Origin of the sequence: Burkholderia sola (assembly GCF_905400185.1) — a bacterium.
Lineage (GTDB): Bacteria > Pseudomonadota > Gammaproteobacteria > Burkholderiales > Burkholderiaceae > Burkholderia > Burkholderia sola.
Genome location: NZ_FR989675.1, coordinates 469,919 through 489,517 on the forward strand (window position 1 = coordinate 469,919; position 19,599 = coordinate 489,517).

The 19,599-nt window shown below is 62.4% G+C and carries 10 protein-coding genes and 3 pseudogenes; 7 read left to right on the forward strand and 6 right to left on the reverse strand.

The features are described from left to right. Positions 1 to 18: 18 nt before the first annotated feature. The 5 genes from KR541_RS02215 (at position 19) to KR541_RS02235 (ending at position 5,776) form a co-directional block, all read left to right on the forward strand. Positions 19 to 1,296, forward strand: coding sequence for an MFS transporter (locus KR541_RS02215; RefSeq protein ID WP_216089331.1), 1,278 nt, complete (start codon positions 19 to 21; stop codon positions 1,294 to 1,296). 81 nt (positions 1,297 to 1,377) lie between these two features. Continuing rightward, positions 1,378 to 1,722: an MmcQ/YjbR family DNA-binding protein gene (locus KR541_RS02220; RefSeq protein ID WP_050013066.1), complete on the forward strand. Its 345-nt coding sequence runs from the start codon at positions 1,378 to 1,380 to the stop codon at positions 1,720 to 1,722. A gap of 375 nt (positions 1,723 to 2,097) precedes the next feature. Beyond that, on the forward strand, positions 2,098 to 3,489 hold the full coding sequence (gene gabP / locus KR541_RS02225) for a GABA permease (RefSeq protein WP_050013065.1): 1,392 nt from the start codon (positions 2,098 to 2,100) through the stop codon (positions 3,487 to 3,489). A 392-nt stretch (positions 3,490 to 3,881) separates the two neighbouring features. Then, positions 3,882 to 4,295, forward strand: coding sequence for a lysozyme inhibitor LprI family protein (locus KR541_RS02230; protein ID WP_050013064.1), 414 nt, complete (start codon positions 3,882 to 3,884; stop codon positions 4,293 to 4,295). 269 nt (positions 4,296 to 4,564) lie between these two features. Then, positions 4,565 to 5,776, forward strand: a complete 1,212-nt coding sequence (locus KR541_RS02235; RefSeq protein ID WP_050013063.1) for an MBL fold metallo-hydrolase — start codon at positions 4,565 to 4,567, stop codon at positions 5,774 to 5,776. Between the two features lie 189 nt (positions 5,777 to 5,965). On the opposite strand, the pseudogene KR541_RS02240 reads toward KR541_RS02235, so the two are convergent. Beyond that, positions 5,966 to 6,187: pseudogene (locus tag KR541_RS02240) on the reverse strand (transposase); the annotation flags it as partial. 235 nt (positions 6,188 to 6,422) lie between these two features. On the opposite strand from KR541_RS02240, the pseudogene KR541_RS02245 reads away from it, so the two are divergent. Further along, positions 6,423 to 7,658: pseudogene (locus KR541_RS02245) on the forward strand (IS110 family RNA-guided transposase). On the opposite strand, the pseudogene KR541_RS02250 reads toward KR541_RS02245, so the two are convergent. Continuing rightward, positions 7,637 to 7,942 (reverse strand): annotated as a pseudogene (locus KR541_RS02250) (transposase); the annotation flags it as partial. The pseudogenes KR541_RS02245 and KR541_RS02250 overlap by 22 nt on opposite strands. Before the next feature lie 241 nt (positions 7,943 to 8,183). Between KR541_RS02250 and KR541_RS02255 the strand changes: the two are divergent. Then, positions 8,184 to 9,271 (forward strand): IS3 family transposase gene (locus tag KR541_RS02255; RefSeq protein WP_085962303.1). Its coding sequence is split into 2 segments (ribosomal slippage): positions 8,184 to 8,445 and positions 8,445 to 9,271, totalling 1,089 coding nucleotides; the frame shifts between segments, so codons are not numbered across the junction. A 3-nt stretch (positions 9,272 to 9,274) separates the two neighbouring features. On the opposite strand, the gene KR541_RS02260 is transcribed toward KR541_RS02255, so the two are convergent. The 4 genes from KR541_RS02260 to KR541_RS02275 are packed head-to-tail and all read right to left on the reverse strand — an operon-like array spanning position 9,275 to position 19,591. Further along, the gene (locus KR541_RS02260) at positions 9,275 to 9,940 is read right to left on the reverse strand and encodes an HNH endonuclease (protein WP_216089332.1); all 666 of its coding nucleotides are present in this window, start codon (positions 9,938 to 9,940) and stop codon (positions 9,275 to 9,277) included. Between the two features lie 24 nt (positions 9,941 to 9,964). Beyond that, positions 9,965 to 11,896 carry a chromosome segregation protein SMC gene (locus KR541_RS02265; RefSeq protein ID WP_252996641.1) on the reverse strand — a complete coding sequence of 644 codons (1,932 nt, stop codon included), beginning with the start codon at positions 11,894 to 11,896 and terminating at the stop codon, positions 9,965 to 9,967. Position 11,897: 1 nt separating this feature from the next. Then, positions 11,898 to 16,799, reverse strand: coding sequence for an Eco57I restriction-modification methylase domain-containing protein (locus KR541_RS02270; RefSeq protein ID WP_050013060.1), 4,902 nt, complete (start codon positions 16,797 to 16,799; stop codon positions 11,898 to 11,900). Beyond that, positions 16,796 to 19,591 carry a helicase-related protein gene (locus KR541_RS02275; RefSeq protein WP_050013173.1) on the reverse strand — a complete coding sequence of 932 codons (2,796 nt, stop codon included), beginning with the start codon at positions 19,589 to 19,591 and terminating at the stop codon, positions 16,796 to 16,798. The genes KR541_RS02270 and KR541_RS02275 overlap by 4 nt, the downstream gene beginning before the upstream one ends. Positions 19,592 to 19,599 lie beyond the last annotated feature (8 nt).

Genomic DNA, 19,599 nt, shown 5'->3' on the forward strand with positions numbered 1-19,599 from the left:
CCCGAAAGGAGCATCGTCATGAACCGCCCGGGCGCGTCGCGCATTTTCTACGGCTGGTACGTGGTGGCGGCCGCGTTCGCCGTCACGTTCGTCGGGTTCGGCAGCGCGTATACGTTCAGCGCGTTCGTCGAGTCGCTGCAGCGGGATTTCGCCGCGTCGCGCGGCCAGATCTCGCTCGTGTTCTCGCTCGCCGGCTTCCTGTACTTCGGCTTCGGCATCGTCAGCGGGCCGCTGGCCGATCGTTTCGGCTCGCGGCGGCTCGCCGTCGCCGGAATGCTGCTGACCGGCGTGGGGCTCGCGGCCGCCGGCGCCGCGCATACGCTGCTGCAGGTCTATGTCGCGTACGGGCTCGGTGTCGGTTTCGGCGTTGGCTGCGCGTACGTGCCGGCCGTCGGCGCGGTGCAGCGCTGGTTCGTGCGCCGGCGCGGGTTCGCGTCGGGGCTCGCGGTCGCGGGGATCGGCGTCGGCACGCTCGTGATGCCGCCGCTCGCGTCCGCGCTGATTGTGCAGGTCGGCTGGCGCGGCGCGTATTTCGCGCTGGCCGCGCTCGCGATCGTACTGGGAGCCGGCATGTCGCTGCTGATCGAGAACGATCCGCGCAGGCGCGGTTTGCTGCCGGACGGCGATGCACCCGGCGGCGGCGGTTGGCATGCCGCTGGCGCTGCTGCGTCGACCGGCGCGAGCGTGCATGCCGGCGCGACGGTGCGCGAAGCCGTCACGTCGCGGCCGTTCGCGAGCCTGTACGCGGCTTGCCTCGTCTGCTCGTTCGGCGTGTTCGTCCCGTTCGTTCACCTCGTGCCGTACGCGCTCGATCACGGCGTCGCGCCGTCGACGGCCGTGCTGCTGCTCGGCGCGATCGGCGTGGGCAGCACGGCCGGCCGCTTCTTCCTCGGCGGCCTCGCCGACCGCTTCGGCCGCCGCGCGTCGCTGCTCGCGATGTTCGCCGGCATGGCCGTTGCGCTCGTCGCATGGGCGGGCGCCGGCAGCGTCGCGACGCTGGCCGCGTTCGCGCTCGTGTTCGGCGTGTTCTACGGCGGCTGGGTCGCCGTGCTGCCGGCGGTCGTGATGGACTATTTCGGCGGGCGCAACGTGAGCGCGATCATCGGCATCCTGTACACGAGCGTCGCGTTCGGCACGTTGATCGGGCCGGCCGCCGCAGGCTTCATCTACGACGCGGGCGGCGGCTATCTCGTGCCGATCCTCGCGAGCGCCGCCGCGAATGCGATCGCGTTCGCGATCGCGATCGTCGCGACCACCGGGCGGGCGCCGGCCGCCGCGCGTGCGGCTGGCGGATAACGCCGCCCGGCTGGGCGCGTCGCGCGGTTTCCGGTAGGGTGACCGGACCGTCAACCATCGACGCACGGTCGGGGAGGCATCGTGACATTCGACGAAGTCCGGCAGATCGCACTGGCGTGGCGCGGCGTCGAGGAACGCACGTCGTACGGCACGCCCGCGCTCAAGGTGAAGGGCAAGCTGCTCACGCGATTGCGCGAGGACGGCGACACGCTCGTCGTGAAGGGCGTCGGCCCCGACGAGCGCGCGTGGCTGATCGAGTCGGCGCCCGACGTGTACTACGTGACCGATCACTATATCGGCTGGCCGATCGTGCTGGTGCGCCTGTCGGCCGCGCATCCCGACGCCGTGAAAAACCTGCTCCTGCGGGAATGGCGTGCAATCGTGCCGGCGAAGTGGCGGGACGAAGTCGCCGGCGACACGAACTGAACGGCGCGCGCAGCACGCGAGCCGCCGCCGAACCGGATCAAGCGTTGCATCGGTTCGTATCGATGCAACGAGTGGTTCCATCGAAATTCTTCAATTGGTTCTTAGTGAAGAACCGTTTGATGCTTACACTCCTTCGCTTCGAAGGCGGCTGACGACAGCCGACGGAACGGGCGTACGCGATGCGCCGGCGCTTGGTGCGCCGCATCGCACCCGCAGCTTCGCAGATTGCGCGGACGACCCGACCGGAACGGCCCCATCCGGCCTCATGCCCGCGTGCGGCGCACGCGCGGCCGCGGCCGGATTCAACAACGACAACGCCCGCGCCGCCTTCATGCGACACCGGTCGTACCGGAACCGTTTTTTGGAGAGAGACAGATGAGTGGAAGCAACACAGGCCTCGGCACCGGCCTGAAGCAGCGTCACGTCACGATGATGTCGATTGCCGGCGTCATCGGCGCGGGCTTGTTCGTCGGCTCCGGCCACGCGATCGCGGAAGCCGGGCCGGCATCGATACTCGCGTATGCGATCGCGGGCGTGCTGGTCGTGCTGGTGATGCGCATGCTCGGCGAGATGGCCGTCGCGCATCCGGACAGCGGGTCGTTCTCGACCTATGCCGACCGCGCGATCGGCCACTGGGCCGGCTTCACGATCGGCTGGCTGTACTGGTGGTTCTGGGTGCTGGTGATCCCGATCGAGGCGACCGCCGCCGCGACCATCCTCAATGCGTGGTTCCCGGGCATCGCGACATGGATCTTCGCGCTCGGCATCACGCTGCTGCTTACCGTCACCAATCTCTTTTCCGTCAAGAACTACGGCGAATTCGAATTCTGGTTCGCGCTGATCAAGGTCGTCGCGATCGTCGTGTTCCTGTGCATCGGCGGCGCGGCGATCGTCGGCATCATCCCCGCGCCGGCCGTGTCGGGCGTGTCGAACCTGTTCGTGCACGACGGCTTCATGCCGCACGGCGCGAGCGCGGTGCTCGCGGCGATGCTGACGACGATGTTCTCGTTCCTCGGCACCGAGATCGTGACGATCGCGGCCGCCGAATCGGACAACCCGCAACGCCAGATCGTGCGGGCGACGAACTCGGTCATCTGGCGTATCACGCTGTTCTATCTCGGCTCGATCCTCGTCGTCGCGGCCATCGTGCCGTGGAACGACCCGCTGCTGCCGAAGCACGGCTCGTATCAGCGCGCGATGGAACTGATCGGCGTCCCGAACGCGAAGGCGATCATCGACGTGATCGTGCTCGTGTCGGTCGCGAGCTGCCTGAATTCGGCGTTGTATACGGCGTCGCGGATGCTGTTCTCGCTGTCCAGGCGCAAGGACGCGCCCGCATTCCTGCATCGCACCGATTCGACCGGCACGCCGCGCGCGGCCGTGCTCGCGTCGACCGCGTTCGGTTTCCTGACCGTGATCGCGAACTACCTGATGCCGGAGCAGGTGTTCGGCTTCCTGCTCGCGACGTCGGGCGCGATCGCGCTGCTCGTGTATCTCGTGATCGCGATCTCGCAGTTGCGGATGCGCAAGACGCTCGAAGCGGGCGGCGCGGACCTGACGTTGCGGATGTGGCTGTTCCCGTGGCTCACGTGGGCGGTGATCCTGTTCATCTGCGGCACGCTGACCGTGATGTTCGTCAGCGAGGAACACCGGATGGAGGTTGGTGCGACGGCCGTGCTGGCGTTGATCGTGCTGCTCGCGTCGTGGCTGAACAAGCGTGGGCGCGATGCGCGGGCGGATGCGGGGCGGCGGGTGTCGGCGACGTGATCTGATCGAATGAGGTGACGACGGGGCGCGAAGTCCCGGGCGTGAATATGGCCTGATCGGCGGTTGCCGGTCGGGCCATTTGTCTTTTTGCGCGAGCACGCGGATATACGTCACGTCACGTTGCCCGGTCTTTCGTACCCCGCGATCGTTGATGTACGAACGCGTCAAAATCGAACTCGTCTGATTTCATCGCGAACGGCAACGCCATACATTGATCGCTTCGAGAACCGAGGTGAACGATGGCGTCGATGCCGACAACACAGTTCCGTTCAGCGAATCAGAGCGATGACGCGGGCGTCGTCTGGCGCCCGTTCGTTCAAAGGGCTTGTCAACCGGCGCCGACTTGAATCGGCGCCGTTCCAGTCCCAACAGAGGGCACCGTGAGAACAGCCATGATCGATCTGCTCGTGCTGGCGTCGGCGCATGCATTTGCCGGCCCGACGGCGGCGGACGAGATAGCGGCGCGCAGCGGCTTGCCAGCAAGCGAGGTCAATGCACTGCTCAGCGACTGTGACTCGAGCCAGACGAGCATGAATTTTTGCGCGTGGCGCGATCAGATCGTCGCCGAGCGGGAATTGCAGCGGATCGTCGACAAACAGGTGAGCGAGCAGCCACGGCGCAAGGCGGCGCTCGACGCGCAGATGGCGAAGTGGAAGAAAGCGCGCGACACATCCTGCGAAAAATCGGCGCGTCACGCATGGGGCGATGGGTCGATGCGACCTGCGGCACAGGCGATCTGTGCAACGGCGGCAACGAAGGAAATGGTGAAAAGGTTGTCCGCTCGCGCTTCCCGCAAACCTTCATGAATCGGTCCGATATGACAAAGGGCCGCTGCGTTCGCGATCTCGTCACTGCCGATGCGTGTTCGCCATGTCATGCAGGAGTGACGCCCTGGCGTACTCGCGTCCCGTTATCAGGAGATCAGGTCCGCCGGCGTTCGCTTAAACGGCCGTGTCCCGATGTGTGACGATCGATTCGTTCCTGTTGGGAAATGAAGTATCGACAAGTCGGACATTTGTTACTAACGTAGTTTCATTTAATCTACGGACACTCACCACCCATCAAGCGTCCAACCATGTCGATCCGTCATCTGTTTTCTTCCGCATTCGCGGCGACTGCGCTGCTCGGCGCCGCATCCGCGGGCATCGCCGCCCCGCTCACCGTCGATGTCTACAATCCGGGCGCGCATGCGATCTTCCCGGTTTCGTCCGAAATCGTTTCGGGCAAGACCGAGGCGATCCTGATCGACGCCCAGTTCCAGCGCAACGACGCGCAGGCGCTGGTGAGCCGGATCAAGGCGAGCGGCAAGACGCTCAAGGCCGTCTACGTGAGCCATAGCGACCCCGACTATTACTTCGGGCTGGAAACCATTCACGCGGCGTTCCCGGATGCGAAGATCGTCGCGACGCCGCAGACCGTCGCCGCGATCGAGGCCAGCAAGGACGGCAAGCTCGCCTACTGGGGCCCGATCCTGAAGGACAATGCGCCGACTTCGGTGATCGTGCCGCAGCCGCTCGACGGCAATACGCTGCGCGTCGACGGCGAGCCGCTGCGCATCGTCGGGCTCGACGGCCCGACGCCCGATCGCACGTTCGTGTGGATTCCTTCCACACGGACCGTGGTCGGTGGCATCCCGGTCGCCGCGAACATTCACGTGTGGATGGCCGACACGCAGACGCCGCTGTCGCACGCGAACTGGCTGGCAACGCTCGACCGGATCGAGGCGTTGAAGCCGGCGCGCGTCGTGCCCGGCCACTTCCTGCCGAACCGTGACGGCAGCCAGCCGTTCGCCACCGGCGTCGCGTTCACGCGCAATTACGTGAAGGCGTTCGACGACGAAGCGGCGCGCGCGAAGGATTCGGCGGCACTGATCGCGGCGATGGAGGCGCGCTACCCGGATCTCGGCGAGAAGTCGTCGCTCGAGCTGAGCGCGAAGGTCGCCAAGGGCGAGATGCAGTGGCCCGCGCCGGCGCCGTTCCCCGCGGCGGGCAGGACGGTGCGCGTGCAGTTCGGCGCTACCGCGTTCGACCTGCACTTCCAGGACGACAAGACGATGTCGTTCGTCGGTACGGCCGGCCAATTCAACGGTGTGACGGATACGGTGCAGTACACGGCGCGCGAGATTCGTCCGCAGGTGTACATGGTGTACTGGCATGAGCCGTCCACCGGCTCGAACGTCGTGCACGTCGAGGATTTCGAACGCGGCGCGGTGGATACGAACATCGCGACGAAGGACGGACAGTTCCTGCATATGTCCGGGACGCTGAAGATCGTCGGCCGGGAATGAGCCGGTCTTCCGCCATCGAAAAGAAAAGGCCCGCATTCAGCGGGCTCAGACTGCTGACGAACCCCACGTTTTTTTCGGAGCGTGGGGTTTCGTCTTTCTAGAAGCAGGTTTGCAGGCTCGCCGCGAGCGAGCAAACCGATCTGCTGGAACCTGTCCGCATTTTTGTGGGCGAGGCGGTTGAACACCAGGTTATCCACGCGCCTGCATAAATCGCTCTCCGAACAGGATAGCAAACTGGTTCATCGCTGATTCCCAGTCGAACGCAGTCCGCACGGTCTTGGCCAGTACATTGCGCAGCGCCAGCCAGAGCAGCTTGATGGCCGCCTCGTCATTCGGGAAGTGACCACGGGTCTTGATGATCTTGCGTAGTTGCATGTTCAGACTCTCGATGGCGTTGGTAACCGGCATGATATAGCCGGTGCCTCGCGTTCCCGCGCCGAGCGGTTTGAGCGTATGGTGTGACCATCCGGGACATGGGGCACTGGGGAGCACTTCGGGAGGGCAGGCCGTTCCTATACGATGAGCCGCGAGCTCGTGTTAGTAGTTGGCCGCCCCTGCGACCCGCCCGGTTGCGCTGCGAGCGCGAATCCGTAGTTGTCGTGCTGTCCCACCGGCTCCCAACAGTGATCTGAAACGGGAGACGGTTATGCGAATCGTAGGGTTAGATGTGTCGCGCTCCGTTGCCGAGATCGCGTACCTGGAGGATGGCACGCTGCATGCAGGCGGCCGCACCGGGTTGCGACGCGATGAACTGGAGCGCTTTGCGGTAAAGCTGCGTGCCACCGATCATGTGGTACTCGAAGCGACCGGCAATACCACTGCTATCGTCAACGTCTTGCGCCCGCATGTCGCGCGTGTGGCGATTGCCAATCCGCTGCAAGTTCGGCTGATCGCGGAGGCTCGCGTCAAGACGGACAAGATCGATGCAGCCGTGCTGGCACAGCTGTATGCAAGCGGCTTTCTGCCGGAAGTATGGATGCCGGACGAGCGCACGCTGGCGTTGCGTCGGCAGATCGCGCGCCGCTCACAGCTGGTGCGGCAACGTACACGGCTGAAGAACGAGATTCACGCAGTCCTGATTGCACACCTGATCGAGCGGTGTCCCGCCACCGATCTTTTTGGCAAGAAGGGGCGTGCGTGGCTCGGTGTTCAACCGCTGCCACTGGATGAACGACTGGGTGTTGAGCAGCGACTGCGCGAACTGGACCGCCTCGGCGAGGATCTGCGTGAAGTGGAGCAAGCACTCGCGCAAGCTACCATCGACGATGCGCGATTGCGCGTGATGCTGACGATCACTGGCGTGAACACTACAGTGGCAATCGGGCTGCTATCGGCCATCGGCGACATCGCGCGGTTTCCGAATCCGGAGAAGTAGGTGAGCTACTTCGGTCTCAATCCATCGGTCTATCAATCCGGTCCGGCACCGGCCAGGCATGGTCATATCACGAAGCGCGGGCGTTCTTATGCACGGGCGATGCTGGTCGAAGCCGCTTGGGGTGCCACGCAGGCACCCGGGCCGCTGCGCGCCTTCTTCCTGCGTGTGCGCGATCGTCGCGGCCAACAAATTGCCGCCGTCGCGACTGCTCGCAAGCTCGCGGTAATCGTATGGTATGTGCTGACACGCGGTGAACCGTTCGCGTGGGATCGCCCCGCGTTGACCGCACACAAACTGCGCACGCTGGAACTGCAGGCCGGAATGCCAGCGCAGCATGGTTCGCGCAAGGGTTCGGCTGCCGCCTACAGCCTGAAGAGTGTTCGTCAGCAAGAGCGAGCCGCGGCTGAGCAGTCCGAGCGAGCCTATCAAAGACTGTTTAACCGGTGGAAGCAGTCGCGCCCCAAATCAGACAGCGCGCCGATACGGTGGCCGGAGGCGCGGACATAGCGAACGAGCGAAGTACGGCGTGGGGGCTTGTGTACTTCATCCGTCGTATAAACGACCCGTCGAATCTCCGGCGGAAACACGTAGAACGGCACGACGTGCTCCCACGCGCGTTGCCAGGACTGCACGATCGTCGGGTACTTTGCGCCCCAAGGTCCGTCAGCGAAGTCTTGCAGCGCCTGCCGTGCCGCCTCTTCGCTGGCAGCCGCGTAGATCGGGCGCAGCGCGGCGGCGAGCACCTTACGGTCCTTGTACCTGGCGTATTCGAGGCTGTTGCGGATTAGGTGGGCACGAGCGGACGCAGATTACCAGCGTGTACTGTGGAAGATAGGTTGCGGCGTTAAATGCCAGTTACAGCTTGGCAACATTCCTGCGGTGAAAACTTAGATACTCGATATGTCCGGGCAGAATGAAACGCAAACGCGTAAAGCTGTCCAGGCGCAAAATCTGCCGCGCGTCCCGTGGTAATCCCCCCGCAGAACCGGCGGGATCAGAAGTAGAATTTTCTCGTTGAGGGAGTTCTACAGAATGAAGAAGTCGAGATTCACGGACAGCCAGATCATGGATGCGCTCAAGCGCGTGGAGGCGGGGCTGGCGGTACCGGACCTGTGCCGGGAACTGGGCATCAGCACGGCGACGTTCTACAAATGGCGCTCGAAATATGGTGGCATGGATGTGTCGCTGATCGCACGGATGAAGGAACTGGAGGCTGAGAATGCCCGGCTGCGCAAGATGTACGTCGAGGAGAAGATCAAGGCAGAGATCGTCGCGGAGGCACTCGCAAAAAAGGACTGAGGCCATCTCGCCGGCGCGAGATGGCCAAGCATGCGGTGTCCAGTCGAGGCGTGTCGATCCGGCTGGCATGTGAGGCGTTCGGGATCAGCCAGACTTGCTATCGGTACGCCAACGTGCGCGATGCCGAGAACGACGAGATTGCGAACTGGCTGCTGCGTCTGACCGACAACCACCGGAACTGGGGCTTCGGGTTGTGCTTCCTGTACCTGCGCAACGTGAAGGGCTTCGGCTGGAATCACAAGCGGGTGTACCGGATCTATCGCGAGCTGGAGTTGAACCTGCGGATCAAGCCGCGCAAGCGGCTGGTCAGACAGGTACCTGAGCCGCTGGCGGTACCGTCTGCCGTCAACCAGGTCTGGTCGATGGACTTCATGCACGACCAACTGGCCGATGGGCGCAGCATCCGGCTGTTCAACGTGATCGACGACTTCAACCGCGAAGCGCTCGGAATTGAGATCGACTTCTCCTTGCCGTCGGAGCGGGTGATCCGTGCGCTACGGCAGATCATCCGTTGGCGTGGCAGGCCGAAAGCGATTCGGTGTGACAACGGCCCCGAGTACCTAAGTGCAGCGATCACCGAATGGGCCCGGCAGTACGACATCAAGCTCGACTACATCCAGCCGGGGAAGCCCCAGCAGAATGCGTATGTCGAGCGATTCAACCGGACCGTGCGATACGAATGGCTGTCGCAGTACCACTGGGAAGACTTGGACCACGTGCAGCGCTTCGCGACCGACTGGATGTGGACTTACAATCACGACCGCCCGAACATGGCCCTGGGCGGATTTACGCCGAAGCAGCGGCTGGCCATGGCCGCTTAGTTTCTACTTCTGAACCCCGTGGAAAACGGGGGGATTACCCCGTGACAGCGACGATGAGATCAGCAGCCCCCCGTCGTCGCCAAATGTGATCAGGCCTTGGTCGAACAGTGCATCGTAGTGAACGGTCAATAGCAAGCCGTTGAACGGATCGAGCTTTTCGCTATTGTCAGCCGATGACCAGGGCTTGGCATGGCTGGCCCGCAGCAGAGAGAGTGGCAAGTCGCAGCCCGACAGTGCGCAACGCCCATCCCATAGTTCCAGCAAGGCTTCACGAAAGACGTCCTGCCCTATGCGTTGGCGTACTTCGTGGGTACGCTCCGTAGCCGGGATCGCAGCCAGTCGCGTTTCCACCTTAGCAGACAAGACCGAGGCCGGGTGCGTTTGCAAGGAATGGAGAACACGCAGCACGTCATAAAGTTGAGGGGCATCTACAGCCAGACCTACACTGGCCATACCGCGTGGTAGCGGCTGTGTTACGGGCATCAGGCCGATACGAGCTATAGCGTTGGGTTCCGGCGCCGCGAACAAGACTCCCTGTTCAGATACACGCACTGCCACACGAATGGGAGTTCCACTGATTCCCGCCAGAAACCAGCCGTCTTCGGCTGTGGAGAGTAAATCGTAGCCGCTGTCGGTCAAGGCTTTCACGACAAGGGTAGGCAGTTTCATTTCGCATGGAATCATGCTTGCGCCTCAAAGATCTCGTTTCAAGAGACGGGCGGAAGCAGGAGAGCCCCGCAGTTGTATCGCGATCCAAGGCGCCTGTGCGTATGCTTGTGGCGGTGGCGTTGTTGTCGTCACGATGTACTGAAACAGGGGGGCCGACCCGAGCCCCTCCAGTTCATGCACGAGATGAAACAGGCCGTGGTACAGCGCGAGCCCCAAATCGGCTTCTCGCGGGCTGTCATGAAGCAGAAAAGCCGGGAGTCTGGTGTCACCTTCGATGCTCATGCATAGGGTCGCGAGATCGAAGGCCACGACCTTCAGCGAGTCGATGGCCGATGTCGAACGATCTCCGCCCATCTGGACAATCAGGCTCAGCCCGTTTCCGGTCAAGCGGATTTCGCCCCTAGCTTCAGGTCCGACCAGACGCCGGATGATCGGGTCAAACTTCTGGGCAAGCTTAGAGAAAGCCGTTGCATTCTGGTTTTGCAGTGCTCCGATTCGCTCCCGTGCTTGCTCAATGTCGGTCTGGTGCCTGTCCAGGCGGGCTTCGGCAGATTGTTGCTGTTCGAGTAGCGCGGCCAAGCGCTCGACGTCGTCCACTGCCTTGCGCGCGGCATACCACGTTCCATCGCGTTGCTCGCGAAGTTTCAGCAGATTCTGGTAGCGCTGCTCCTTGCGCGCCGCATCCTGTTTCGCTATTGCCAGTTCAGGCCGCAACTGTTTCAGTAGGGATTGGGCAGATTCGAGGCGCCCTTGTTCATCCTTGAGCGTTTTCCTACCGCTCTCCAACCGTGCCTTACAGGCCTCCAGGTCTGGAACCTTATGTGACAACCCGCATTGGCTCGCCAGCACGCGGTCAATCGGCACCTCGCAGATGGGGCAGGGATAATTCTCTGCTTCCTTGATTGAGTAGACCAAGGTTGGATGTTCGCCCTTGATCGCGGATATCGCGCGCTCGATGACGGGTATTACAGCCTCTTGTTTTCCGATATCGGCCTGGATTCTTGCCACCTCCGCCTGGGCGCTTTCGTGCGCCTGCCGCACGGAATCAACATCCGGAGTTGCGTCCGAACTGTCGGACGGAGTTTCCGCTGCCAACCGCTCCTGCGCTGCCCGACGCAGAATTTCGACGCCCAGAGCGCCTTGCGCTAGTTCATCGTCTGTAACGCCAAGTACTTCCAGAAGCTGCTTTCTGAGCTTGCGGATTTCCCAGGCGCGATGGCCTATTTCCTGCTCCTGGCTTCGGCTTGACTCGCTCATTGCAGCAATGTCGACACGTAGCGTCTGCTCGGATGGATCGATGGCGTTCAACAGGGCGCGGAGTGCTTCCAGCCTCTCGGTTCGGTTCAGTCCACGCGCCGGCGATTCGGAGTCGGATAGCGAGGATCGCCATTCAAGGACATGGTCGAATCTGCATTCCTGGTCCCTGCTCAACAGCGCCAAAGCAATCTGCCAAGCCTGATGCCCTTCTTTCTTGCCAGAGATCAGATCCCTGACGCTTGGTGTCAGGAGATTCTCTTCGATGGCGTTGAGCAGTGGAGACAGGCTCGTAGCCTGCATTTCGCTGAGAACAAGCTCGTCGAGATTGCCGCCCGGTACGGCGAAGTGCCGCCTCCGGATGCCCAATGGCCGAAGAACGGCCCAACAGGTGCCATCCAGCACGACCTCCATTCCAACCCATCCGTTGGGAAATGCCGAACCGATTCCGTCCCGCTGATCTTCGGGAGCAAACTTGTCCTCGCCCAGGCAATAGCGCAGCAGCCTGCAGAACAAGGTCTTGCCTCCACCATGGCCGATGCCATTGTCGTCTGGCGTCCAGACGATATTCAGGCCTGGGCGTAATGAGACATCCCGCAAAGGCTGCTCTCCGGGCTTTTCCCATATCACCAGCCGCTTCACCCATAGACGTGGCTCATGCAGCTGTGTCGGCGGAGTGATGCAAAGCTGTTGCTGGAACATGTCAGGCTGCGGTTTCAATCCATCCCCCTATCTCGTCAGGCAACTCGCGAATGACACGATCGAAGTCCTGTCCTCGCGCTTGCAGGAAAGCTAGAACCATCCGGGCGCGCCCTTCGGCCCATTCGGCAGTAGGTACATCCAAGTCGGCACCTTTGGCCCAAGTTCCTGCTCCTAGATCTTCAATCAGGTAGCCACTGCCTCGGAGAAAGCGCACAGCTCTGCCCCAGGCCTGATTTGCACGCGGTATGAAGCTCAATACCGCCCCGGTGAGTGGCCTGGCTTCTTCGCCTATCAGGCGCTGCCAATCCAGAGCATCCTGCGCGTCCAGCAAAGGCGTCATTAGCCTGGGCTCAAGCGCCAAGACGACGGAGAGGCGTACATGGCGTACTGGCCATGGAGCCTTGGCAGCCTTGAGCAAGGCGGCCAGGGCCACCCCTGTCTCCGCTACTTCATCCTGTTGTGGTCGTGCCCAGATTCCATCAGGCAGGGACGCTCGATCTAGAATCTGCCTCACTGTGACTTCACTCTGGGCAGGCAATGCGTCTTCTACCTGGAAACCACGCCTGAAGGCTTCCAACACCAGACGCTGAGTACGGTACTGCTCGTAATCGCGACGGGTTTCGCCATCAACACTCGCTAGTCGAAGAGGCGTGGCTGACGCCTCCCCGTAAGCCCCGAAATCCCGTAGCTCGTTATTTCGGAGCACACGGAAAGTTTCGCTGGGATAGTCGTCACCGGCCACGTCGGCAGGATCGAGGATGTAGCGTAGTTCTTCCTCGGTCAGGCCGTAGAGTCTGGCGTAGTAAGCATCGAGTTCGGCGCGCAGAAGGGCTCGGCGTTTTGAATCCCAAGAAAAGGGGGGGCCGGTGTAGCCAAGGTCGGTAGCCCAGTCCGCTAAATCGTGGGCGGTATAGGTCAGCTCCAGTACACGCGGGACGATAAAAGCTAGATCGGTTTCGGTGTAACGGTCAGGGGGCAGGATAGGAAGCTGCTTGAAATAATAAAAGCTGTAATTCATGCCACCAACTTTCTGCCGTGCAACGAAATCAAGCGGTAAGCTGTTCAGGTTCGCAAGCAGCGCAGCATTCGCAGCAGCTTCAAATACGCCGGCAGTTACGTAGAGGAAGATGCTATCGCCAACACCAACACGAGGAATTACTGTTGCGATTGTTGTGCGGTCGTCAGTGGAGCGCGCGTTGCGACGCCAGCCCATTAACCAGCGCGGGCTGCGGCGATTCATCCAAGTGTTGAGTTCGGCGTGTAATGCGTTGTCGCGGGCATTGGAGATGGCTTGCGTGGCGATATCTTGCAGGATTCCGAGTTCATCGTCGGAGAGGGATAGGTTGCTCTCCTGCAGTGCCCATTTGGCGAATTCAGTGACGGCTTTTTTACCGGCGATTTTGTTGTGGAGCAGGGCAGTAGCGCAGGCAGGATAGTCGCGGGCCAAGGTGCGCTCCACGCGCGGGGTGGCGTGCAGTTTTTGGGCGTCGCTGTAGTTGCCGTTGGACTCGGGATTGCCGGCTTCACGGTGGAAGAGCTCAATCGCCACCCACTGGGCCAGCGCCAACCACAAAGCCTCCATCGCACTGCGCTTTGCATCCGGCGCGTCGGCTTTGTGCTCAGCCAACCAAGCCTTGCTGATGGCGCGAGGCACGCGAGCAATCTGCGCCAGCACTTCGTTCTGGTTTACGCAATAGCGCGTTATCGGTTTATATGCGGGATCGGTGTGTTCCTCCTCCGTGCAATCCTGGCTCGGCCAGTTCGCATGGACGATGCCCGCCGTTGGAATAAACGTTGCCCATCGGTGATCAAACTGGTGGATCAGCTTGCCTTCGTACAGGGGCAATAGCGGGGGCTCTGGATCGATAAACAGCCCGCTGTCACTGGTCATATTGAAAAGCCCCTGTGAGAAACGAATTCCCCAGGGGTTTGCTTCCGGTTCGATGATCTCCCCAGCTTCATTCTCGACCGCCTCGCGAATCAGTACCGGCGCTTGACGATAGAGCTTTTTGGTCAACTCGGCGTCGCGCTGGCTGCGAAAGACCGGGCAGGTGCGGGTATTGGGGTTGATCAACGCAAATTCTTGCGGAGTCAGGGTGAAGTGGCGACGGATATCGGACAAGTGGCTTACCTGGGTGGCGAAGCACACGAAACTCGCGATCTCCGCCTGGCCCAAGGTCAGCAGGCAGAACTTGTAGCTGCGATGCACACCGGGGAAGACTCCATTACTGTTCTCAAAATCAAACAGGCTGACCAGCCTGCCCGAACCTGCCACATGACCAAAAAAGTCCTTGGCGGTATCGTCAGTGGCAATACCCGTCGGCACGATAATTCCCGCGTTGCCGTGCGACACCGTACCTTGCAGGAAAGCCTCGGCAAACAACCGATAAGTATTGATTTTGCCGACCGCTGTCAGCGGGTAGCGACTGCTGGCGCGGTAGAAAAGATTGCTGGCATCAAAGCGGCGCTTTTCCTCCTGATAGTCCTGCCACAAACGGGGATGCTCTTGTTCCAGAGCCGCGATGGCCCGCTTTCTATGCTCGCCCGACAGTGATGCGATTTCGGGGGCTCTGGCTGCAAAGAACTCCTCTTCGCCCAACTGTGATACTTCCCACGGCGGATTGCCCAGCATTACGCTGAAGCCGCCCTGTTCGGCGATATGGGGAAAGGCCAGCCACCAGTGCAACACCCGAGCCTGGGCGCAGGCATGGCGGGCAGCGGCTTCCACTTCGTCGAGGGTAGGCTCGGCTTCGTTGTTGGCCACCGCCCACAGGTGGAGGGAACTGGGCAGTAGCTGACCCTCTGCCTTGGGCAGGAGGAACGCGCCCAAGTAGAGGTCGGCCAGCCGTGCCAGGCGGCTCTGCCGGGCGGCCGCGCGGGCCTGCTGCCAGTGAATCTGCTTGGTGGCTACCTGGCCCAGATCGTCATCAGTCAGTTGCTCCAGCGCGCTCGTGCGGGCGGCGAGTTGCTCCTCGCGGAACAGGTCGCCGCTTTGCAGGGCGCGCTGCCAGCTTTCGCGTTCCCGCTTGTTCTGTTTCTTCAGGGCAGTGGCCAGAGTCTTGTCATCGCCGCTCAGGGGAGTGAAGGCCGCATCTGGCAGGCCCAGGTCGAGGGTGGCCGGATCGAGGATGCCGAGGAGGGCATCGCCGCATTGCAGGTGGTGATCGAGAAAGCCCAAGGGCTTGTCGGGCGTCATGGCCTCCAGCCACAGGGACATGCGCGCCAGTTCCAGCGCCAGTGGGTTCAGATCCACGCCGTAGATGCAGTGGCCAATGACGTCGCGCAGCGCCTGACGGTAGTCATCGCCGCTGGGCGTGCCCTGGGCACGCAATTGCGCCAAGTGGTTGGCCAATCGCCTTGCAGCGGCGAGCAGAAAGTGGCCGCTGCCACAGGCCGGATCACAAACGGTAATGGACAGGAGTGCGGCCTGCGGATCGCTGGCACCCGCTATGCGTTGGCGGATGACCGGCTCCAGCGCGGAATTCAGCAACTCCTGTACCAGCGGGTCGGGCGTGTAGTAGCTGCCGCTGGTCTTGCGGGCATTCCCTTGGCTTTGCTCTGCATTGGCAAAGCGGAACACGCGGCCATCCTGGGCGACTTGGGGCACCAGCTCCAGCAGGCTTTCATAGACGCTGCCCAGCTCTTCTGGACCCATGTCACGCCAGTTGATGCGGGTGAGGCTGCCGCTGTCGGGTACCCAGGCCAGCCGATGAGTTGCGGCCAACAGGGCACTATTGCCCAGATCTGAGTCATCCAAATCAGGGCATTGATCGGTCGCGAACAAGCCGCCCAACGCTGGTAATGCCAATAGCGGCTGTCCAATGGCCAGCCCTGCAAACACCGGCTTAAGCCCCTGCCAGAGGTCGGTATGGCGATCCCAGGTACGGCGACGGCGGGTGCGTTCGCGCAGGCGACGCAGGCCGTAGCCGTCCTGATACAGCCGAATGGCTTCAGGGTCAGCTTGATCCGAGTGCAGCAGACCACGCTCTTCGATAGTCAGCAGGAAGATGAGCCTGTAGACCAGACGCAGTAGTTGTTGGAAGTAGTCGTCGGGTGTGAGTGCGCCGCTCGCCAAGCGCTGACGCAAGGTGCCATTGGCGGCTTCGGACAGGAAGCCTTGGCCCAGGGTCTTGAGCGCGTCTTCCACACCGATGCGCAGTTTCTCGCGGGCACGGGTGCCCTGCTCGCGGCTGGCGGCGTACCAGGCTTCCAGTGCGCATTGCTGCGGCAGTTGCTGGCCTTGGCCAAAGCGGCTGGCGTGGATCAGCAGCCACAGTAGCGAGAAATCGGCGAAACGCTGCTCGGTAAAGATGCGCTCCAGATCGGCTTCGACCCAGGCCGGGCGGGTCAGGCTTGCATTGTCGCGCGCCACCCGCAGCGACAAGCCATTGCTCGCGATGCCCCACAAAGTGGTGTCGGCAGCATTGAGGTAGTCCTGCAATAGGCCGAAGGCGCTGCGTTGACGCCCGCCATCTCCAAAGCGGCGATCGCGCTCTTCCAGTCGCTGGCCGTAGGGGGCAACCACCAGCGGCAACCGCCCATCACAAGCGGTAGCCGTGAGTGGATAGCTGCGCTCATCCAGGATTTGCGGCTCGACGCCTGCAACAATATCCGTGACACCGAACACTTCGCGCAGCAGCTGAATGACGAAGCGTTGTGTCAATGCATTGGCATCGCTTGCGCCCGCACAGGTGGTGGCGAAATCGTTCCAGTGCGCTTCGGCGATGCGCCAGTAACGTCCCAGCTCGTCGCGCAGATTCAGGCCCTTGGGTACTCCATAGTCCGTGGGGGTTTGGTGCGGAGCCTGCAGGGCGGCCACCTTGGCCAGCCACTCCGCCGGCAGCAGTCCGCCTTCGATGGCGATCGCGTCGAACTGCAGCACGGCATCCTTGCGACGGCTCATGCGGCACCTCCTGGCATCAGGACATAGGCAGCAATGACGTCCACCGGCTTGAGCGCGCGTACTTCATAGCGGCCCCGAGCATCGGCGGCCTCGCGCACTCGCCGGTGATCTGCCAGCAGTCTTTCGGCCCGGGCATCGGCGAGGCGTTCCAGTTGCTCTTGGCGCTGTTGCAGCGCCTCCAGCAGGTTGTGCATTTCGCGCTGACGTACCACATCCGGTAGGTTGCCTTGAGCTGGTACCTCCAGCCAGGCGAGCAATTGATCGCCCTGGATTTCGACTGGATCGGTACGGCCTTGCCAGGCCACGGGCAAGGCTTCTTCGACCAGCAGTGTCTGGTTGCGCCCCTCCCGGGTGGTGCTGATCTGGTGCCGCAGGCGTAGCAGTAGCACCGAGGTGACGGCCTGCACAGCCGGACTGCGCCAGACGCCGATCCGACCCAACATGGCCAGTTGCTGACCGTCGTGGATTTCCGCCGCCAAGGAACGCTCCAGCAGTTCGTCGGCCAGGGCGGCAATCAGCGGGTGGCTGCGATGGATGAAGCGACAGCGCGGCGCCGGCGGTTGGATGAAGTCGACGCGCAAATCGCCATCCACGCCTTCGGCCGCCAGCCGTTCCCTCAATGTTGCAGGCAAGGCGCTGATGGGCGCGGCGGCTCCTCGTGTGCGCAGCGATAATCCCGCTCCCAGGCGCGCCATAGCTTGGGTGGCAAAACGCTTGACGTCATCGCTGCCGCCAAGCACGGCACGCATGCGCTCCCATTCCGGCAGAACGTCTACAGGCCGCAAGCGGCGTTGGGCGAATACGGTGCGGTTCTTCCTGGCTTTTTCGGCTAAGTCGGTCCAGCGGACGTCGAGTGCCCGGCTTTCCTCGTAGTCATCGAAATCAAAGGAGCGTTGCGGGCCGCCCGCGCGCTCGCTGCGCAACATCACGGCTTTCATCAGCGCCTGAGTGAGAGTATGGTCGTCGTCGGGCAGTGGCACCGGCACGCCCAGTTCCTGGCGGATCTTTTCTGCCTTTCGCAGGATGACCTGCAGCACGGCACCATCCACCGGGTTATTGGCGCCATAGATCAGAGTGGCGCGCACCCTGGGGCTGGTCTGACCGAAGCGATCGACCCGGCCTTCGCGCTGCTCATGGCGCGTGGGGTTCCAGGACAGGTCGTAATGAACGACGGCATCAAGGTTTTCCTGCAGGTTGATGCCTTCGGACAAGCAGTCAGTGGCAATCAGCAGGCATCTCTCAGCTTCGCCCAGGGCATCGACACGGCGCTCCCGTTCTGCGGCCGGGAATTCGCCCGTCACCACCTCCACAGTGACGCCTCGGAATCTGCCCGCCAGATGGTTATGCAGGTAGCGGGCAGTGGCGATGTAGCGGCAAAACACTACGGGATTGAAGCCATCGTCGATAAGTTGCGTGAGATGGCTGCCGAGCAGACGCAGTTTGGGATCGCTCTCTTCACCGGCCAGCGTCTCGGCCTTGTTCAGCAGGTCGAGAAGAGCGGGATCGCCGGTGTCAGCGGCTGGCACCACATCGTCTTCGTTCAGGGCATCTTCGGTACCATCGAACAGCGGGCCGAGGATATCTTCAGGCGCCTGTTCTACCTGTTCGGCCAGCAAGCGGGTGCGCAGGGCCTGTACGGCCGCCGCCGGGCTGCTGGCGACGCAGCGCATCAGCGCCAAGGTGCCCCAGAAGCTGAGCCGTTGACTCCGCTCATTCCCATTCGCGCGTTGCACCACTTCACGGCAGTAGTCGAGCACGTCCTGAAAGAAGTCTTCCCACGGGCCACCAAGGCGATAGGTCAGCTCGGCTGTCTCGCGCTGGGGGAAGATGCTGCCGTCCTGCCATTCGTCGATGTCGGGGCGCCGCCGCTGCACGAAATGCAACGCTAACTGATCGCGCAGCCTTTCCTTGGTATCACCGCTGGCAGTCGCCAGCGCAGCGAACTCCTGTTTCAGCAGCCCCAGTAAGCTGTAGAACGTATCCTGATCGCCGCTGTGAGGGGTGGCGGTGAGCAGAACCAGGTGGCGCGCTTCGTTGGCTGCCAGTGCACGCAATAGCTCGAAGCGCAGTTGCCGGCCCTGGCCAGCGCTAACGCAGGCGTGTGCTTCGTCGACGATGACGAATTCCGGACAGGCGCGGATGAAGTCGTGACGATGGCGCTCGGACTTGATGTAGTCGAGACTGACGACGGTGACTGGGTGCACCTGGAACAACGATTCACCGACCGGGATGCCGCGCTCCAATCGGGCTGCACTGGTCGCGGTGACAGCTACCGCGTGCAGGTGAAAGCGGTCGTTGAGTTCGCGCACCCACTGTTCGACAAGGTGCGGCGGACACAAGATGGCCATACGCTGGATCTCGCCGCGATCCTGCAGCTCGCGTGCGATCAGGGCAGCTTCGATGGTCTTGCCGATCCCCACGTCGTCGGCGATCAACAGGCGCACCGGATCAAGACGCAACGCCATCAACAGCGGCACCAGTTGATAGGTACGCGGCTCTACCGCGATGTTGCCGAAGCTGCGGAAAGGGCCGGCTCCGCGACGCAGTGCCAAGCGCAGCGCATCGGAGAGCAGGATGGCTTCGCCCTGACTGCCCTCCAGCGAGGGATCGGGTGGCGGGAAGTGAGCAGATTCGATGCTGGGTTCCAGGTCAATGTGGATCAGTGCGCCGTCCTCTTCAGTGCCGGACAAGGGCCGCAAGCGCAACAATGGGGGAACGCTGCCGGGCTGCACGATCCATTCGCGCCCGCGCGCATGGATCAGGGAGCCCGGGGTGTATTGAGGGATAGACATCTCGATGG

Coding starts and splice junctions, on each gene's coding strand:
- KR541_RS02215 (WP_216089331.1), top strand. CDS start 19: ATGAACCGCCCGGGCGCGTCGCGCATTTTCTACGGCTGGTACGTGGTG.
- gabP (WP_050013065.1), top strand. CDS start 2,098: ATGAGTGGAAGCAACACAGGCCTCGGCACCGGCCTGAAGCAGCGTCAC.
- KR541_RS02230 (WP_050013064.1), top strand. CDS start 3,882: ATGATCGATCTGCTCGTGCTGGCGTCGGCGCATGCATTTGCCGGCCCG.
- KR541_RS02235 (WP_050013063.1), top strand. CDS start 4,565: ATGTCGATCCGTCATCTGTTTTCTTCCGCATTCGCGGCGACTGCGCTG.
- KR541_RS02260 (WP_216089332.1), bottom strand. CDS start 9,940: ATGAAACTGCCTACCCTTGTCGTGAAAGCCTTGACCGACAGCGGCTAC.
- KR541_RS02265 (WP_252996641.1), bottom strand. CDS start 11,896: ATGTTCCAGCAACAGCTTTGCATCACTCCGCCGACACAGCTGCATGAG.
- KR541_RS02270 (WP_050013060.1), bottom strand. CDS start 16,799: ATGAGCCGTCGCAAGGATGCCGTGCTGCAGTTCGACGCGATCGCCATC.
- KR541_RS02275 (WP_050013173.1), bottom strand. CDS start 19,591: ATGTCTATCCCTCAATACACCCCGGGCTCCCTGATCCATGCGCGCGGG.